Below are 16,758 nucleotides of genomic sequence, written 5' to 3'. Positions count from 1 at the left end.
TGACGGCACGCGGTGGCCTCGACCCTGTCGGCGATCCCGCTGACGGCGTTGCTGCGCGGGCTGCCGCGCCGGCCCGTACTGGTGGGGACGCTGGCGGGGTTCGCCCTGTTCAACACGGTGACGGCGGTCTCGTCGTCCTACGCGGTGACCTTCGGGGCGCGGGTGCTGGCCGGCGTCATGGGCGGGATCCTGTGGGCGATGCTGGTCGGGTACGCGGCGCGGATGGTGCCGGTGGAGCGGCGGGGGAGGGCCATCGCGATCGTCTCGGCGGGGATCACGGTGGCGCTGTGCGCGGGGATCCCGGCGGGCGCGGCGCTGGCCTCGGCGTTCGGGTGGCGGACGGCCTTCCTGGGCCTGGCGGTCGTGGCGGTCGCGCTGGTGGGGTGGGTGCTGTGGAAGGTGCCGGACTTTCCCGGCGAGGCGGCCACGGTGCGGGTCCCGCTGCGGCGGGTCGCGGTGCTGCCCGGCGTCCGGACGATCCTGGGGGTCACGGTGCTGGTGCTGGTCGGGCATCAGGCGATGTACACGTACCTGGCGCCGTTCGTGGCCTTCGCCGGGATGGGGCGGACGAGTGTCGTGCTGCTCGTGTTCGGGGTCGGGACGGTGGTGGGCATCTGGGTCACCGGGGTGGCGATCGACCGGTTCCCGCGGGTGACGCTCGTGGTGGTGCTGGCCGTGGTGGCGGGGGCCATGACGGTGCTGGCCGTCTCAGGAGGGCCGGGGTGGGCGCCGTTGGGCGCGGTCGCGCTGTGGGGGGCGGCCTTCGGCGGCGTGCCGACGTTGCTACAGTCGGCGCTGGTGGACGCCTCCGGGGCGGGGAACGCGGATGCGGCCACGTCCATGCAGACGACCGTGTACAACGCGGGGATCGCGGCCGGGTCGCTGGCCGGCGGGCTGGTGCTGGAGGGCGCCGGGGCGGGCGCGCTGCCGTGGACCTCGCTGCCTCTGGTGGCGGCGGCCCTGGCGGTCGTGGTCGCGGCGCGCCGTCGCGCGTTCCCCGCCCGCCGGTCCTAGAGGCCGTGCCCGGCCAGGGGCTGGAAGGGTTCGCGCTCCTTGTACGACAGGTGGGACGGCAGGCCGTCGGTAAGCAGGCCCACGGTTTCGCGCAGCCGGCCGAGGCCGTCCGGCGACGTCGGCGAACGAGACGAGGGCGAGTGGCTGGCCCGGATCGGCGCGGCCGCGCGGCCGCCGGCCGGTCACGCCGCTGAAGGCGGCGCCGGCCGCCAGTCCATTCCGTCATTCATTCCGGCTCGGCAGCGCGCTGTTGCAGCGCTACGGTCGCATGCGCTATTGATCACGGCTACGCCCGGGTGTGCCGTGACCTGAGGATTTCCTGAGTCGGACGCAGAGTGAGGACATCGATCACGCGTGGGCCCAAGGCGCGAGCCACCCCTCATCGACCAGGCTGACTCACCACACCGCTGACGTCGTAGACCGCGATGGTGCCCTTTCCCGGGTCAGCGCGGTGCGCGCGAGAGTCCAGAGCGATGTGGCGATTGTCGCTCATCACCCAGAGCCGGCCTGTCGAGTCGGCCAGGCGCAGGCGCAGGCGCAGGCGCCGGTGGGGCTCGTCAGCACCGTGTGGATCGCGGCGACCGCCCGCGAAATGCCCGCGGAGGGCCGCCCGGCGGACGTTGCGCCCGCGCGGCGGCGCGTGATCCGCGTCGCGGTCGCGGCAGTGGCCGTGTTGCCGATCATCGCAATGATCCAGCCGGAGCAGACCGCGCACCTCACCTACACCGGCTGGTCGACTGACTGCTATGACCGGCCCGGCTTCGGCGACCTGAAACCTGCCGAACGCGACGCCGCGTTCCTGTGCCGGGCGCGGAGCACGGAGGGCGGGGTCCCGCCCATGTTCCCGGACAGCCTGTCGGACCAGGCGATCCTCGCGTACGGGCGGCAGCTGTGCCGTACAGAGGAGCGCGACGAGCAGGAGGCGGTTCTGACGCGGGCCGGGAGCGCGCGGCCCGCCTGGGGCGCGGACCCGTGGGACCTCGTCTACGTGTGCCCGGAGATCGTCGGCGCAACCCGTCCCGAGTTGCTGCGGTCGACCACGGAGGCGGAGGCGGCGAACGACGCCTACATCGCCGAGGAGAACGCGAAGTGCCGCGACCGTGGCCCCGGACGAAGGGGGTCGTCCAGGCCACGGCCAAATACTTCCTGTTCGTCGACGGCGATCCCGGCTATCTGGTTCACGACCCAGAGGACGAAGCGGCCGACGAGGCGGCGGAGCAGGCGATGGACAAGGTCTACGACGACAGCACCCTCATCGGGGTGGCCGGCAGCGCGGTGCTCGTCGGGCACCTCGAAGACGTCGTTGATCTGTGCCTGATTGTGAAGGCCTTCCGCACCGCGCCGCCACAGCGGACGGCCGGGTGGGATCAGGTCAACGAGGTGTCGATCGTCAGCCGCAGCGGCCGGCTCACCGTGCCGGAGATGGGCGAGGGTGGAGAGGTGGGCGCGGGTGCCCCGATGCCGAACCTGGCGATCGCGGGGAAGGGCCGCTACCGGCTCCGTGTCTACGTACGGGTCGACGATTCGGGAGAGGAGCAGCACCTGGTCGCCGTGTTCCCGGGTGCGTCGGGGAAGAGGCTCAAGCTCAAGCGGTGAGAGCGGCGGGGCAGGGGAGAGCCGTCTCGTCCGGCGCGGCGCGGGGCAGGGGAGGGGCGTCTCGTCCGGCGCGGCGCGGGGCAGGGGAGGGGAGGGGCGTCTCGTCCGGCGCGGCGCAGGGCCTGTTCGGGCCGCCGGCGCCACATTGGTCGACGGCACCCGGGCGTGTCCAGCCGACCGACGTGCGGGCATTCGGGACAGTCCGAGCCGGTGAGCATGTGATGTGCGCGTGCCCTGCAAGGGGCGCGACAAGTCCGCCTCGTGGTTCGCGGTCACCCGTGCCCCCGGACGCCCTCACCTTCCGAGGATGCCGGGCAATACTGCCAGACGAATTCCAGCCACGGCGGAGCCACCCCCGTGAAGTGCGCCCAGCTGCCCGGTTCCGCACCCGGGTAGTCACCTCGGACCTCAGAAAGGAGCGTCAGCATGAAGCCTTCCCGGATCAGGCTGTTGACTATCCGGCTCAGCGTCTGCCTGTACTCCATGGGTTCGCGAATGTGGCGACCGGCCGGCTTGCGGCTATAGACCCAGTCCTGGTCGGGATAGCAGGTCACGGCCTCGTCCGTGTAGGGGTGCTTCAGCGTGTAGCCCTCCCCGTTCCACGAGTGGTGAGTGAGCCCGGAGAAGAACGGGTTGGCGCACATCAGGTAGTAGTAGCCACCTTCGTCGACCACTCTCGCGACCTCGCGGAAAACGATCCGGGAGTCCGGGACGAAGGTCAGCGAGTACGGATGCCAGACCAGATCGAACGAGGAGTCGTCGAGGGCCGACAGGTCTCGCATGTCTCCCTGGATCGTGCGGATGCCGACGTTGTAGTGCTCGGCGGCCAAGCGGTCCCGCTCCAGCTGCCCGGACGAGATGTCGAGAACCGTCACGTCCGCTCCGAGCAGAGCGAAGGCCGCAGACTGCTGCCCGCCTCCTCCCGCCAGGCAGAGCACCTTCCGGCCCGCCAGATCGCCGGGGATGCCCAGCCTCTCCAGGCCCAGATAGGCCTGAGCCTTCTCCGCGTCCAGGTCGAGCATAGGACGGGTGAACAACGCCTCCGCCTCCACAAGGGCTTGCCAGCGTTCCTCGTTGTAGTGGTAGACCTCGTCCCGCATGGCAGACACCCTAGCTGTCGTCCAACGGCCGGGACGAACCATATTCGGTCGGGCCTTGCTCCTGCGCCGTCCTCCTACACCAGTCCACCCGCCGTGAACTGCCACTTCAGGCCGTGCTGCTCGTCACCGCCACGCTGACGGCGGTGACGGCGGTGCCCGCCCACGCCGGCCCCGCCCATGCGATGCGCCGGTGTGCCGAGGGTCAGGTCGCGAACCACGACATCCCGCACCTGCTCGTCTGGGGCAACGGCGGAGGCGGGGTTCCCGTCGGCCGCAACCCGGGCAACTTCATCGAGCCGGGTGACGTGTTCCAGATCGTCCCGGACATGAGTTCACGAGTGGATCCCGATGACTGGGAGGGCGGCAGCCTCGGCCCCGGCGGCAACGGGCAGGCCGCGCCGCGGGGATGGCCCTTCCCCGGCCTGGCCCAGTACCCGGCCGTGCTGCGCTTCAACAACAACCCGGCCGGCTGGGTGGGCGATCCCGTGCAGGCGACGGCCCTCGGAGGATGCATGCTCTGGGCCGACGCCCTGCCCGTCCGGCTGCTGTTCGGGGTCACGACCCCGATCTGTCCGACAACTCCGGACAGTGGAGCTTCCGTCTGCGGATATACGGCCGCGATCAGAGCGTGCCTCCGAAGGCTGGGGTGGCCGGTCGTTGATGGCAACGATGTGAAGACGGTCGCTTTCGAAGGGCGAGTCTGTCGAATCGGGGGCTACACCTCGGCGACTTTCAGCCCTATCGTTACCAAGTGATGACGTTCCGTGTCGGTCCGTCCAGGCGGTGCAACTCAGGAGGAGTGAGCAGATGCCTTTCGATGACTATCAGCGGGAGAGCTCGCGGCGGATAGACCAACAGCGTGAAATGGTCCGGCGTTCCACCGACGAGTCATCGCGTAGACGCGATCGCGAAGACTGGCGTGCCCGCCGTGACAGCGGCGATGACGACCTGAGCTTCGGGACGCAGGTCATCCTCGCCGTCGTGGCCCTCGTCGTCTTCTTCCTCGTGGTGTACCCGCAATTGCCCCACCACTGAGGGACGGACTATCCCGCCGGCCGGCGTTCGCCCTGGGTCACCACCGTCGGCCGGCTGACCGCGGTTTCCGGTGGGTACGGCCCGTTCCAGCCGTCCTCCGATGACGCCCGCACCTACGCTGACTGAAGAGGCACGGTAGTGGCCAGGCCGGAGGTCGGCCACTCCTCGGCCGAGATGGCCCCGCTGACTTCGGGACAGGTCGCGGATCGCTGCGGCGAAGGTGAGCTCCCGGCCGGCTCGCCGATCTGAATCAGTGGGGTCGGTTTCGAGAACGCGAACGACTGCTGGACCATCGAGCGCAACAAGATCTCGGTGGGCCGGCCCCAGCGGTATCCGCGCCCTTCTCTAAGTCCCGTTCCGCCTCTTTCCTCTGGCCCTGAACCGGCTCACCCGCCGCACGACCGGCGGCTGGTCCCCGTACGGGTCCGACAGCGCGCGGGCTGAATGGGCCGAGCGGCGAACAATAGCGGGCGGAACGAGGAATTGGCACGGTGCTCGACTGAAATTATAGGCCGCTCTAAATTGCCGAACATGCGTGCTTTCAAAACCGTGGCACGTTGCGGACACAAGCCTTGTCAAGCTGGATGTACGCGCGCACAGTCGAAGCAAACAATCCGGCTCTGGAGGGCGTATGGACGAAAAGGGCACACCAAATCCCCGCGGCAGAATCGCAATAAGGCGTCTCTTATCCGCTGGCCTCGCGATATTCGCCGCCGCATTCCTCGTCGCGCCGCCCGCAGCGGCCCTGGCCCTGCCGACGCCGAAGGAATTCGTGTCGAACCTCGACCTTGAGTGCTTCAAGACCACCTCGTACCAGCCGCCGGCCACCACATTGGTGCTGCGCCACCTCAACCCCGTGCTCGGCAACCTGCCGACCGTGCAGGTCACGCTGGGCCAGCGCGAGCAACTCTGCGTCCCGGTGGCCAAGAACAACGTCATCCCACCGCCGAATGTTCTCGACTACATCAGGTTCGTCGACCTGTCGTGCTACCGGGTGACCGGGCCCTCGATCAACCGGAATCTGGGGCTGCGCCACCTGAACCCGGTCCTGCAGAACGTGCCGGGCATCAGCGTCACGCTGAACGCGCCCCAGCATCTGTGCGTGCCGGTCGCCAAGAACGGCATGGTCCCCGCCCCGGACATCCTGCGGGTCATCTCGCACATCGACCTGCTGTGTTACGGGCACCAGCCGAACCCGCCCATGAACATGCCCCTGACCCTCACCCAGCTCAACCCCGTGCTGGTCAACCAGATCCCCACCAGCACCGTCCAGGTCGCCGCCGCCCGCCAGCTCTGCGTCCCGGTGCAGAAGGCCCGTGACGAGATCCCGCCGGACGTGCTCGGCGTCGTACGCTGGATCGACCTGGAGAAGTTCGACATCGGCAGCCCGGCCATCTCTCCGGTGCCGCTGACCCTGAGACACCTGAACCCGGTGCTGGGGAACCTGCCCCCCGAGGAGCTCAGGCTCACCGGCGCCGCGCAACTGGCCGTCCCCGTCTCCAAGAACGGAGCCGTGCCGCCCGGCTGATCCACCTCCGCGACCGGGCCGGATGGCCGGCCCGGTCGCGCCGGCGGCCAACTCGGGGCCGGGCGACCGCGCGTGTTCTTCATGCTGAGCGGCAGCGTGGGCACGGTTGCGTCCAGGCCGTAGCCGGTGCAGCCACAGGCTCCGGCGTCGAAGCCGGAACAGGCGTCGGCAGGAGACGTGAGCCGCGGCCGACGATAGCCCGGTGGGTCAGGACGCTCTCGATGGTGAGCACCGCCGGTTCGAATGAAGCAGCAGGCGCAGGCCAGTGCAATCGTTGTCCTGGGTTGTGGCCAACGCAGCATGTCGCACTACTGAACGACCCGCCCGACCAGCGACGATCCTTGGTCGGCGGCGATCGCGAGACAGTAAATCGTCCTATACCGAGGCCGGTCTTTCGCCGAAGGCACCAGGCCGCTCACGATGACCTCGTCCTTCCGCTTCTCCACCAGCCGCATTCTCGGCGTGCACCCGTTCTCGGTCAGGCGCTGCATATCCCCCATCCCCGGAAACGGCCCATCGGGGATGACATAGATGGTGGCGAACTCCGCCACATGCGGCCGATCGCATGGAACGACCGTCACCATGAAGTCGTCAGGTAAGGGATCGATGCAGTCGCCCGGCCTCAGTTCGGTGGCGTGGTATCGGTGCACCCCGGGTGAAAGGCTGACCTCTGAGGGGGAGGGGGTCGGCTGAGCCGCCTGCCGGACGCTGGGGGTAGCGGAGGGCGAGGAGACGGGCGCCACGGTGCATGCCGTGAGGGCGGCCACCATCCCCTATGATCAGGCCTGGAAGGGCCGAAAGTCTGAACAGCATGCGGGAGATTGCGCCGTGACTCGCGGGGGTTCTGGTCTTCGGCGCGGGTGACGACGACCGCGCGGCCGCCCGTCCGCCGATGGCACGCCTTTACGGGCCATTGCGGAAACGCCCATTTCCTTTTTGCGGCGCACAATATTGTTATTCTACGGTGATAAAACTCTGCCAGGATTCTTCGGCCAAGATCAATGAGAGGAATCCTGTGAGACTGTTAACTAGGGCCGGGCGCCGGATCAGTGCACTGGTGGCCGTTGTCGCCCTGGCTTCCGGCGCGTTCGCATCGGGTGCACAGGCCGCACCGCAATCGATAGTTTTCGGGGCCGCTTCCGCGTCGCCGAAAAGACACACGGGCACCTGCCCGGTGACCGTGACGCTGTCCACCACGGTGAAGGTGAAGGCGCCTGTTGCGCTGAAGTACCAGTGGACCTTCAGCGACGGCGACAAGAGCAAGACCAAGACGTACCGGATCGGCGGCAAGGGCGTCAAAACCATCCGCCTGTCCACGTCGCTCAAGGTCGATGGCGATGCCACCGGCTGGGGTGCCGTGCGTGTGGTCAGCCCGGCGACGAAGACCTCCAAGAAGGCGTCGTTCGCCGTCACCTGCGACGGTGGCGACGAGAGCACCGGCGACGTCTTCGACAGCGTGAACACCTCCGTCGAGTACGTCACGTCCGACGCCACGCCGACGCCCACGTCGAGCCCGAGCCCGACCTCGAGCCCGTCCCCGACTCCGACTCCGACCGGGACCCCGCTCCCGAATCTGGTGCAGAAGGCCCGCATCGCCTTCGAGCGCACCACCGCGTCGAAGTGCCCGCTGACCTTCAAGCTCCACGGCCGGCTTGAGGGGATCCCCGCGGGTGCGCAGTCGATCCAGTACCGCCTCGTCGGCGCCAAGGACTGGAAGACGCTCAACGTGCCGGCCGACCACGGCCCCGTCTACAACGCCGTGCTCGAGACGCTGAGCTGGGACCAGGAGTCGACCACGTACTCGGTGCAGATCGAGTTCAACCAGGCCGGCAAGCTCAAGACCAACATCATCTACTACTTCGAGTGCGCCGGGCCGAAGGAGAGCGCTCGGATCGGCGACGCCGCCGGCGACATCAAGCGCGACAGCTGGGGCGGCGGCCCGCTGGCCGAGCTGGTGGCCGATGCCATGCTCGAATCGGTCCAGCCCGTGTCCGGCGCGCAGATCGCCCTGGTCAGCAAGTACGCGGTCCGCTCGCCCAACGCCGAGATCAAGAAGGGGCCCGTCACGTACGGGCAGCTGTATGCCACGCAGCCGAACGGGCTCCACGTCGACACCTGGTCCATGAACGGCTCCCAGCTCAAGTGGCTGCTGGGGCACGCGAGCAAGGAGCGGGGGGTGCTGACCCCGTCCGCCGGGCTGCGCTACACCCTGACGGACGGGAAGATCACGGAGATCACGCTGAACGGCGCGCCGGTGACCGATACTCAGGTGATCAAGGTCGCCGCGAACTACATCCTGGCCGGCGGCTGGGAGGGGTTCCCGCAGTGGAAGTGGCCCAACAACAGCGTGGCGCACAACGGGCCCGACGACCGGGGTGCGCTGGCGTCGTACTTCGCCGATCACTCGCCGGTCAGCCCTCCCAAGGGAGACCGCGTCACGGTTCGCGGCTGAGTTTCCCAGACGTAGGCATTCCTCAGGCGTAACGTGCGCTGTTCTCCGGGCGGAGGAGCATTCCGTCCGGAGAAAGCCTGGCTTCTGACCTGAGAACGAGCGCCGTCGTCCTCGTTCGCGGGCCCCAGCGGCATGGAGTCGCCGGGGCCCGCACCGCTTGGATCGTGCATTCGTACCGGCCGCTACCTGGCGCTCCGGTCATGAGTCCAGGAGGCGTTCGGCCTCGCGCCGCTGCTAGTCGATCTGCGGGGGCAGCCCGGCCTCGCGCCGCTGCTGTCGAGCTGCCGGCGCAGCCCGGCCGCGTCGTCGTGGCGGCCGACCTCGTCCAGGAGCTCGGCCCACTGGTGCTAGCCCCCCACAACCCGAGGGCATGCAGCCGGTCTCCAGACCGGCGGACGCGCGCACGGCGGCATGGCCCATGAGCCCCAGCGCCAGGTCTGGCCGGTTCGCGACGGGATCCGTCGCGGCCAGCCGCCGGAAATCAGGAGCGCCTCCTCCGTGGGGGCCGGCACGCTCTGGTGGTCCGCCACGCCTGGGAGCAGGGTCGCACACTGGAGGCCCATTCCCGGCGGCTGGCGGACGCCGTTCGCACCGACGGCGATCGCGTACAACGGCCGGCTCCACGTGTTCATCCGCGGACAGAGCGACCGAATATCACTCCCTGCGCCACCGACCCCTGGCCCGAGGCCGTGATGTGCTGCACCCAGCTCTGCTGCGCCGGCGGCAACTGCCTGCTCAGCTCCTCTACAGCTCGTCCGCTCACTCAATAGATGAAGAACGGTGGGGAAGGACGTGAGCAGGGCCTGCTCATCTAAGGGGATGGGTGGTCGGAACGGCTCAGCAGCCGCAACGCCATTAAGGGGAACGCCACCACCGACAGGAGGCCCGCTGCCACCAGCGCGGCGGCATTCGCCGGACGGATGGCGTCCAGCTTCAGGCCGATCGTCGCCGCGGCCACGATCACCGGCAGCGAGGTGGCCTGCAGGAGTCCGCTGGCCATGACCTCCGCGTGCGAGAGACCGGCAGCGCGGTAGACCAGTGCCGGAAGCCCGCGAACCAGGAGCAGCGCGGCCAGGAACATCGGCACCAGCGCCACCGTCCCGGCATCGGCGAACAGGGCGCCGAGATCGAACTGGATGCCGCTCGTCACGAAGAACACCGGGACGAGAAATCCGTAGCCCAAACCCTCGAGCTTGATGTGAAACTGGGGATGGGACCGTTCCGCGTCGGGGTCGATCAACCGGAGCACGGCTCCCGCGACGAAGGCGCCGAGGATGGCCTCGAACCCCAGGTGCAAGGCCATCGCGGACAGCCCGACGACGAGGAGCATCGACAGGCGGACCCGGATTTGCGCGCTCGTGTCGGCCAGCATCTCCACGGCTCGGGACAGCCACATGGAGCGCTCCGCCTGCATCGACGCCAGCACGATGAGCACCGCCAGCCCCAAAAGGCTGAGGAGCAGCAGCAGCCTGGATCCGGGGTTCGACGAATGCTCGGAGAAGAACAGCGACAGCAGCACCACAGCGCTGATCTCACCGGCCGAGGCTCCGCCGATGGTGAGCTGGCCGACCGGCCGGTCGATCGCGCCCGCGTCCTTCAAGATGGGAACCAGCAATCCAAGGGACGTGGCCACCAGAGCAGTGCCGATCAGCAGGGGGCTCTCGGCCAGCCCCGCTACGTACAGGGACAAGCCGACGATCGCGGCCAGCGCGACCGTGCCGGCCAGGCCGGCGCCGACCAGCCGGGCCTGCGGCCCGCGCAGTCGCCGGAGGTCGATTTCAAGTCCGGCCAGGAACAGAAGGAAGCCCAGGCCGATGATCGACAATGACTGGACGGTGGTGTCCGCCGCCACCACGTTCAACACTGCCGGGCCAAGGACGACACCGGCCACGATCTCGAGGACCGGGCCGGGTACGGGCAGGCGGGGCACCATGGCGAGGAGAAACGGGACGCCGGCGGCTACCGCCAGCACGATCAGCAGGTTGTCGTACGACATCGGACACTCCGGTGCTCGCGCGGCGGGCTCCGTCGGTTGTCGGGCTGAGACCAGTCGTGCGGTGGACTATCCCGGCGGGTCATCGATTTTGATCTTGTCTCCTGTGTCGGAGATGAAGATGACCAGCAGCTTCGCCGGTTTCGTCTGGCTGGTGTTCTCCGTGAGCACATGGTGGGCACCCGGAGGCTCGACCCAATGCTCGCCCTCATGGAAGGTTCGCACCGGCTCCCCACCGATCTGGCTGCGAAAGGTGCCTGCGAGCACGTAGGCGTACACGAAACTGTCGCCGTGCCGGTGCGGCACCGCACGCGCACCTGGTGGGAAGGCCGCGATCGCCGAGGTGAACGTCTTGCCCTTGACATTGGGAAGCGCCTGTTCCGACAGAATCGAGAGCGTCTCGGACGGCGGCTGCGAAACCGTGACGGCGACCGGCACCTCGGCCGCACCCTGCGCCTTGCCGGTCGCGTGCTCCGCTGCGGGAGCACACGCGGCGGCCGTGGCCACCATGCCGGCAGCCAGGATGCCACCGGTGAACCGTCGTCGGATCATGACGTCTCTCCTATCCCGCTGGGACCTTGAGGCCGACAGGACGATCCCGAGGCCTCCCAGCCTCCGGCCCTGAGGGCTCGCCGCTCCGACGCGCCACACCACCGCGGACAGCCGCTTGCCTCGGCGTGGCGTCCCGGCCAGGCGGAGTGGACTTGCTCGAGTACGCTGCCCAAGCGATTCGATGCCTATCGAGGGCGAATTCAAGCCTTGGCGATGGTCTGTTCAGGCGCAGGTCGAGCCGCCCGAGGCCGCGCCGCGCCGAACTGCGCGGCCGACCCTGCCGTGTGGCCGGGCCGGCAGCGCGGCGTGGGCAGAGACCGGCTACCCGGCGGCCGCGCACGTAGCCGGCTATTCGGCTGCCGCGACCCGGATGATCGTCTTGCCGGGGACGCGCTGGGCGGGCGCGAACGCCGAGGGCGCCTCGGCGAGCGTCAGCACGGCCCCGACGATCGGGCGGAGCCGTCCGTCCCGGAGCCGCTGGGCCAGGTCCGCGAGTCGGGCGCGATCGGGCTCGACGACGAAGAAGATCATCCTCCTGTCCGGGGGCCGGACCGTGGGTGGCGAGGCGATGGAGACGAGGGTGCCGCCGGCGCGTACCAGCGCGGCCGAGCGGTCCAGGAGCTCACCGCCGATCACGTCGAACACCACGTCGACCTCGCCGGCATCTTCCAGGGGGTCGGCCTGCAGGTCCAGGAAGGCATCCGCGCCGAGCTCGAGTGCCGTGTCCCTGGCGGTGGCCCTGCCGGTGCCGATCACCCGGGCTCCCGCCTCGCGCGCGAGTTGCACCGCGATGGAACCCACCCCGCCTGCGGCGCCGTGGATCAGGACGGTCTGACCGGCGGCGAGGCGGCCGTGGTCGAACAGTCCCTGCCACGCGGTCAGACCTGAGATCGGCAGTGCGGCGGCCACGGTGTGGTCGACGTCGGCCGGCAGCGGCGCGAGGTTGCGGGCCTCCACCGCCACGTACTCGGCCAGCGAGCCGTTGCGTGCCCAGTCGGTCAGCCCGAACACCCGCTGACCGACGGTCAGGCCGGTGGTTCCGTACCCCAACTCGGCGACGACACCCGACACCTCGTGCCCGGGCACGCTCGGCGTCCGGTCACGGCCCGCGCGGTCGGACCACGTTCCCGGCCAGTCGAGCTCTCCGGGGGTGAACCCTGCGGCATGCACCCGGACGACGACGTCGTTCTCGGCGGCGTGCGGATATGGCTCTTCCGTCAGGGAAAGCCCGGCCAGGCCGGCGGCGCGGTCTCGAACGGTGATGGCCTGCATGACGGGTCCTCGCGAGCGGTGAAACAGCGGACAGGACGAACGTACCCGCCTGAGATACGTTCTGACCTGCGGCGAGTCGCCAAAGGCGGCAGGTGATCGCTGGATGTCGTCCGGCCCGTCCGCCCCTACAGATCCAGGCGGACGCCGTAGGCGCTCAGCCAGACGTTCAGGTCCAGTGCCAGCTCCAGGCCGAACCGGGTCATCGTGGTGGTGACCTTCTCGGGCGGGGCCGTGACAGCCTCGCTGACGGCCGCCGGGTCGAGCAGCGGCAGTACCGGGGCCTCCTTGTCACTGACGACCTCGCGCAGCGCCGCGCGGAGCGCCTGCTCGTAGCCCAGGTCCTGGGTCACCGGGTACGGGGCCTTGACGCGGCGCCGGATCGGCTCGGGCAACAGGTCGGCCCCGGCCGCGCGCAGCAGGCTCTTCTCCCTGCCGTCGAACGTCTTCATCGACCACGGGGTGTTGAAGACGTACTCGACCAGGCGGTGGTCGCAGAACGGCACCCGCACCTCCAGCCCGACGGCCATGCTCATCCGGTCCTTGCGGTCGAGCAGGAAGGGCAGGAAGCGGGTCAGGTGCAGGTAGCAGATCTCGCGCATGCGCCGCTCGCGGTCGTCCTGCCCGTCCACGTGGGGCACCTCGCCGAGCGCCGTACGGTAGCCGTCGGCCGTGTAGGCGTCCATGTCGAGCCGCTGTTTCAGCGACCTGTCCAGGATGTCGGTCGGCTGCTGCTCACGCATCACCATGGCCAGCCATGGGAAGGTGTCGGCCTCGACCGCCTGCGGCAGGTGGAACCAGGCGTACCCGCCGAACACCTCGTCGGCGGACTCGCCCGACAGCGCCACCGTGGAGTGTTCGCGGATCGCGCGGAACAGCATGTAGAGCGACGAGTTCATGTCGCCGACGAAGTGGGGCACGTCCCAGGCGCGCACGACGGCGGCGCGCAGCCTCGGGTCGGCCAGCTCGTCCGGCCCGAGGACGATGTCGGTGTGATCGGAGCCGACGTGCTCGGCCAGCATCCGCACGAACGGCGCGTCCGGGTCGCCGCGCAGCTCGTCGGCCTGGAAGTTGTCCGCGTAACCCGCGTAGTCCACGGCGAACGAGCGGATCCGGCCGTGCTTGCCGGCCAGCGCGGTGATGATGCTGGAGTCAAGGCCGCCGGACAGCAGGCTGCACAGCGGGACATCGGAGACGAGCTGCCTGCTGACGATGTCTTCGAGCAGCTCACGCACCGTGCGTACGGTGGTGTCGAGGTCGTCGGTGTGCTCGCGGGCGTCCAGCCCCCAGTAACGGCGCAGCCGGGTGCCCTGCCTGCTGACGCGCAGCAGGTGGCCCGGAGGCAGTTCGTACATGCCCTTGTAGACGGGGCGTTGCCGGACGCTCCCCAGGCTGAGGAGCTGGCGCAGACCGTCGAGGTCCACGACGGGCGGGGCCAGCGGATTGGCCAGGATCGCCTTGGGCTCCGAGCCGAACAGCACGCCGTTGGGCAGGGGGTAGTAGTAGAGGGGCTTGATGCCCATACGGTCGCGGATCAGGAGGAGCTCCTGGGTGCGCTCGTCCCACAGAGCGAAGGCGTACATGCCGTTGAGCCGGTCGGCGACGGCCTCGCCCCACTCCAGGTAGCCGTGCAGCACGACCTCGGTGTCGCTCCTGGTGCGGAAGCGGTGGCCTTTGGCGGCCAGTTCGGCGCGCAGCTCACCGAAGTTGTAGACCTCGCCGCTGTAGGTGATGACGGCCGGCCCCTCTGCCGTCATGGGCATGTGGCCGCCCTCGATGTCGATGACGGCCAGCCTGCGGTTGCCGAGCGCGGCGTGCGGGCCGAGGTGGAGGCCCTGGTCGTCGGGGCCCCGGCAGCTCATGGTCTCGGTCATGGCGAGGGCGGTGGCGCGCTCGCCGGTCAGGTCGCGTTCGAAGTCCACCCATCCTGCGATGCCGCACATGCGCGGGTCCTCTCAGATGATGTCATGGTGCTCCCTGGCGTCGGCCTGACAGCTTGCCTGACGCCCTCGCAACATAACCGCGCAGGGCTGATCGGTCCATAGGCGATCAGCATCACCGAAGGCGCTCTGCGCGGCCGAGCGTCACCCCTTGATTCTTCGTATGGCTGCGTGACGCCGGGGGCCCGGCGGTCAGCGGCCGTACGCCTCCAGCAGCCGCAGCCACACCTCGGTGACCGTGGGGAACGCCGGAACCGCGTGCCACAGGCGGTCCAGCGGAACCTCGCCGACGACCGCGATCGTCGCGGCGTGCAGCAGTTCTGCGACGTCCGGGCCGGCGAGCGTGAAGCCGACGATCACTTCCCGGTCCTCGTCGACGACCATGCGGGCCTGCCCCCGGTATCCGTCGGCGTGCAGGGCGGATCCGGCGACGGCGCCCAGGTCGTGGTCGACGACGCGGATCCGTACCCCGGCGGCCTCCGCCGCGGCCGCGGTCAGCCCCACCGACGCGATCTCCGGTTCGGTGAAGATCACCTGGGGCACCGCGCGCTCGTCGGCCGTGGCGACGTGGCGGCCCCAGCGGCCGTCCTCGACCGCCTCGCCCTTCGCGCGCGCCACGATGACGTCGCCGACCGCGCGGGCCTGGTACTTGCCCTGGTGGGTCAGCAGCACCCGCCGGTTGACGTCACCGGCGGCGTACAGCCACCCGTCACCGATCGGCGCCCCGTCCTGCCCGAGCACCCGCAGCGTGTCGTCCACCGTGAGCCAGGCACCCGGCATCAGGCCGACGGCGCCGAGACCGAGGTCCTGGGTGTTCGGCATCCGGCCGATCGCCACCAGAACCTCGTCGGCCTCGAGCTGCTCGCCGTCGGTCGTCGTGATGTGCGCCGTCCCGGCCTCGTCGCGGTGCACCGATGCGGCCTCCGCACCGAGGCGTACCGACACACCGGCCTCCCGCAACGACTCGGTGACCCGCTCGCCGGCGAACGGCTCGGCCAGCGGCAGCACACCGTCACGCACCAGCATCGTCACCGCGGACCCCAGGGCGGCGAAGGCGGTCGCCATCTCCGACGCCACCACGCCACCACCGATGATCGCGAGCCGGCCGGGGACCGCGCTCGCGGCAGCCGCCTCCCGGCTGGTCCACGGCGCGGCCTCGCGCAAACCGGGGACGTCCGGCAGCAGTGCGCCGCTTCCGGTCGCGATGACCACCGCATGCCGGGCCGTCAACGTGCCCGGGACGCCGTCGTCGCCGGTCACCTCGACCGCGCGCGCCGACACGATCCGGCCCTGCCCCCGGTGCAGAGCGATTCCAGCCGAATCGAGCCAGCCGACCTGACCGTCATCCTTCCAATGCGCGGCGAAGGAATCCCGGCGGCCCAGCACCGCGGCCGCGTCGAGACCGCCGGTCACCGCCTCGCGCGCTCCCGGCACCTGACGAGCCGCCCGCAACGCCGCCGCGCTGCGCAGCAACGCCTTGGTCGGCATGCAGGCCCAGTAGGAGCATTCCCCGCCGACGAGCTCGCGCTCGACGACGGCGGCGCTGAGCCCGCCCCGCACCACCCGGTCGGCGACGTTCTCCCCGACCGGGCCGGCCCCGATGACGACGACGTCGTACGTGTTGCCGTCCATGTCAGTTCCCCTTCGCGGCGCGGCCGAGGCGGAAGGCGGAGATGAGGAAGAAGATGCCGCCGGGGATGGCGTAGCCGGCCGCGTTGGTCAGCGTCGGGCTGTCCGCCGAGGCGCCGACGATGAAGGACGCACCGGCGAGCACGGAGATGCCGCCGCTGATGATCATCGGCCACTGGCCGCCCATCTTGCGGCGGGTGACGCCCACGATCAGCTGGACCAGCCCGGCCACGACCGCCCAGGCGCCCCACACGCGCAGCACCGCCGGGATGCCGGACGCGCAGGCGATGGCCACGCCGACGGCGGTGACCAGGCTGACCGCGATGTTCACGTACAGCAGGGCAGGTGATCCGGCGGCGCGCGAGGCGCGGGCGTCGACGATGGCGGCGGCCACGTCGAACAGCGGGTAGAGCACGAGCAGACCGACCGCGAGCGGACCCAGGGCCGAGGCGGTCGTGAACATCGCGAGAGCCCAGACGATGGCGAAGGCAAACCGGACGAAGTACAGCCGCCGCAGTGCGGACGCGGTCCCGGAAATACCGGGCGAAGCAGCGATAGAGCTCATGATGATCCTCTCGGTGGATGAGCGATGTGGAGAGCGGTCGGCCTTCTCGATCACGTGGGCGGCCGGCGAGGGCCTGGTGCTGCCT

Annotated in this window: 16 protein-coding genes; 6 read left to right on the top strand and 10 right to left on the bottom strand. The window is 69.7% G+C overall.

Annotated elements, in window-relative coordinates; translation table 11 throughout:
* Positions 1-12 precede the first annotated feature (12 nt).
* Positions 13-1,014: an MFS transporter gene (locus ACFKCF_RS19485; protein ID WP_394495387.1), complete on the top strand. Its 1,002-nt coding sequence runs from the start codon at positions 13-15 to the stop codon at positions 1,012-1,014.
* 379 nt (positions 1,015-1,393) lie between these two features.
* Here ACFKCF_RS19485 and ACFKCF_RS19480 read toward each other — a convergent pair whose 3' ends face one another.
* Positions 1,394-1,729 (bottom strand): hypothetical protein, encoded by a 336-nt coding sequence (locus ACFKCF_RS19480; protein WP_394495385.1) that lies wholly within the window; start codon positions 1,727-1,729, stop codon positions 1,394-1,396.
* Between the two features lie 374 nt (positions 1,730-2,103).
* Between ACFKCF_RS19480 and ACFKCF_RS19475 the strand changes: the two genes are divergently transcribed.
* Positions 2,104-2,610 carry a hypothetical protein gene (locus ACFKCF_RS19475; protein ID WP_394495384.1) on the top strand — a complete coding sequence of 169 codons (507 nt, stop codon included), beginning with the start codon at positions 2,104-2,106 and terminating at the stop codon, positions 2,608-2,610.
* 272 nt (positions 2,611-2,882) lie between these two features.
* Here the strand turns inward: ACFKCF_RS19475 and ACFKCF_RS19470 are convergent, their stop codons facing one another.
* A complete protein-coding gene (locus tag ACFKCF_RS19470; RefSeq protein ID WP_394495382.1) occupies positions 2,883-3,710 on the bottom strand; it encodes a class I SAM-dependent methyltransferase in 828 nt (275 codons plus the stop codon).
* Positions 3,711-3,823: 113 nt separating this feature from the next.
* Between ACFKCF_RS19470 and ACFKCF_RS19465 the strand changes: the two genes are divergently transcribed.
* The 3 genes from ACFKCF_RS19465 to ACFKCF_RS19455 all read left to right on the top strand — a co-directional run bounded on the left by ACFKCF_RS19465 (position 3,824) and on the right by ACFKCF_RS19455 (position 6,273).
* Positions 3,824-4,465, top strand: a complete 642-nt coding sequence (locus ACFKCF_RS19465) for a hypothetical protein (RefSeq protein WP_394495380.1) — start codon at positions 3,824-3,826, stop codon at positions 4,463-4,465.
* Between the two features lie 52 nt (positions 4,466-4,517).
* On the top strand, positions 4,518-4,745 hold the full coding sequence (locus ACFKCF_RS19460; RefSeq protein ID WP_394495378.1) for a hypothetical protein: 228 nt from the start codon (positions 4,518-4,520) through the stop codon (positions 4,743-4,745).
* Between the two features lie 772 nt (positions 4,746-5,517).
* Positions 5,518-6,273, top strand: a complete 756-nt coding sequence (locus ACFKCF_RS19455) for a hypothetical protein (protein ID WP_394495377.1) — start codon at positions 5,518-5,520, stop codon at positions 6,271-6,273.
* A 308-nt stretch (positions 6,274-6,581) separates the two neighbouring features.
* Here the strand turns inward: ACFKCF_RS19455 and ACFKCF_RS19450 are convergent, their stop codons facing one another.
* A complete protein-coding gene (locus tag ACFKCF_RS19450) occupies positions 6,582-6,923 on the bottom strand; it encodes a hypothetical protein (protein WP_394495375.1) in 342 nt (113 codons plus the stop codon).
* Positions 6,924-7,227: 304 nt separating this feature from the next.
* Entirely contained in the window at positions 7,228-7,467 is a 240-nt protein-coding gene (locus tag ACFKCF_RS19445) for a hypothetical protein (protein ID WP_394495373.1), read from the bottom strand.
* Between the two features lie 10 nt (positions 7,468-7,477).
* Here ACFKCF_RS19445 and ACFKCF_RS19440 point away from each other — a divergent pair, with 10 nt between their 5' ends.
* The gene (locus ACFKCF_RS19440) at positions 7,478-8,725 is read left to right on the top strand and encodes a 5'-nucleotidase (RefSeq protein ID WP_394495372.1); all 1,248 of its coding nucleotides are present in this window, start codon (positions 7,478-7,480) and stop codon (positions 8,723-8,725) included.
* A gap of 811 nt (positions 8,726-9,536) precedes the next feature.
* Here ACFKCF_RS19440 and ACFKCF_RS19435 read toward each other — a convergent pair.
* The 6 genes from ACFKCF_RS19435 to ACFKCF_RS19410 all read right to left on the bottom strand — a co-directional run bounded on the left by ACFKCF_RS19435 (position 9,537) and on the right by ACFKCF_RS19410 (position 16,673).
* Entirely contained in the window at positions 9,537-10,697 is a 1,161-nt protein-coding gene (locus ACFKCF_RS19435; protein ID WP_394495371.1) for a cation:proton antiporter, read from the bottom strand.
* Between the two features lie 90 nt (positions 10,698-10,787).
* A complete protein-coding gene (locus ACFKCF_RS19430; protein WP_394495369.1) occupies positions 10,788-11,270 on the bottom strand; it encodes a cupin domain-containing protein in 483 nt (160 codons plus the stop codon).
* A gap of 348 nt (positions 11,271-11,618) precedes the next feature.
* Positions 11,619-12,542: an NADP-dependent oxidoreductase gene (locus tag ACFKCF_RS19425; protein ID WP_394495368.1), complete on the bottom strand. Its 924-nt coding sequence runs from the start codon at positions 12,540-12,542 to the stop codon at positions 11,619-11,621.
* 125 nt (positions 12,543-12,667) lie between these two features.
* The gene (gene asnB / locus ACFKCF_RS19420) at positions 12,668-14,482 is read right to left on the bottom strand and encodes an asparagine synthase (glutamine-hydrolyzing) (protein ID WP_394495366.1); all 1,815 of its coding nucleotides are present in this window, start codon (positions 14,480-14,482) and stop codon (positions 12,668-12,670) included.
* Positions 14,483-14,671: 189 nt separating this feature from the next.
* Entirely contained in the window at positions 14,672-16,111 is a 1,440-nt protein-coding gene (locus ACFKCF_RS19415; RefSeq protein WP_394495364.1) for a dihydrolipoyl dehydrogenase family protein, read from the bottom strand.
* Between the two features lies 1 nt (position 16,112).
* Positions 16,113-16,673: a hypothetical protein gene (locus ACFKCF_RS19410; protein ID WP_394495362.1), complete on the bottom strand. Its 561-nt coding sequence runs from the start codon at positions 16,671-16,673 to the stop codon at positions 16,113-16,115.
* Between the last annotated feature and the right edge of the window lie 85 nt (positions 16,674-16,758).

Origin of the sequence: Nonomuraea sp. JJY05 (assembly GCF_043496855.1) — a bacterium.
GTDB lineage: Bacteria > Actinomycetota > Actinomycetes > Streptosporangiales > Streptosporangiaceae > Nonomuraea.
This window is presented reverse-complemented; position numbering and strand designations above follow the sequence as displayed.

What these genes read in the sequence shown, in the direction of transcription:
- ACFKCF_RS19470 (WP_394495382.1), bottom strand. Translation starts at nt 3,710, where the DNA reads ATGCGGGACGAGGTCTACCACTACAACGAGGAACGCTGGCAAGCCCTT.
- ACFKCF_RS19425 (WP_394495368.1), bottom strand. Translation starts at nt 12,542, where the DNA reads ATGCAGGCCATCACCGTTCGAGACCGCGCCGCCGGCCTGGCCGGGCTT.
- ACFKCF_RS19415 (WP_394495364.1), bottom strand. Translation starts at nt 16,111, where the DNA reads ATGGACGGCAACACGTACGACGTCGTCGTCATCGGGGCCGGCCCGGTC.
- ACFKCF_RS19460 (WP_394495378.1), top strand. Translation starts at nt 4,518, where the DNA reads ATGCCTTTCGATGACTATCAGCGGGAGAGCTCGCGGCGGATAGACCAA.
- asnB (WP_394495366.1), bottom strand. Translation starts at nt 14,482, where the DNA reads ATGTGCGGCATCGCAGGATGGGTGGACTTCGAACGCGACCTGACCGGC.
- ACFKCF_RS19430 (WP_394495369.1), bottom strand. Translation starts at nt 11,270, where the DNA reads ATGATCCGACGACGGTTCACCGGTGGCATCCTGGCTGCCGGCATGGTG.
- ACFKCF_RS19410 (WP_394495362.1), bottom strand. Translation starts at nt 16,673, where the DNA reads ATGAGCTCTATCGCTGCTTCGCCCGGTATTTCCGGGACCGCGTCCGCA.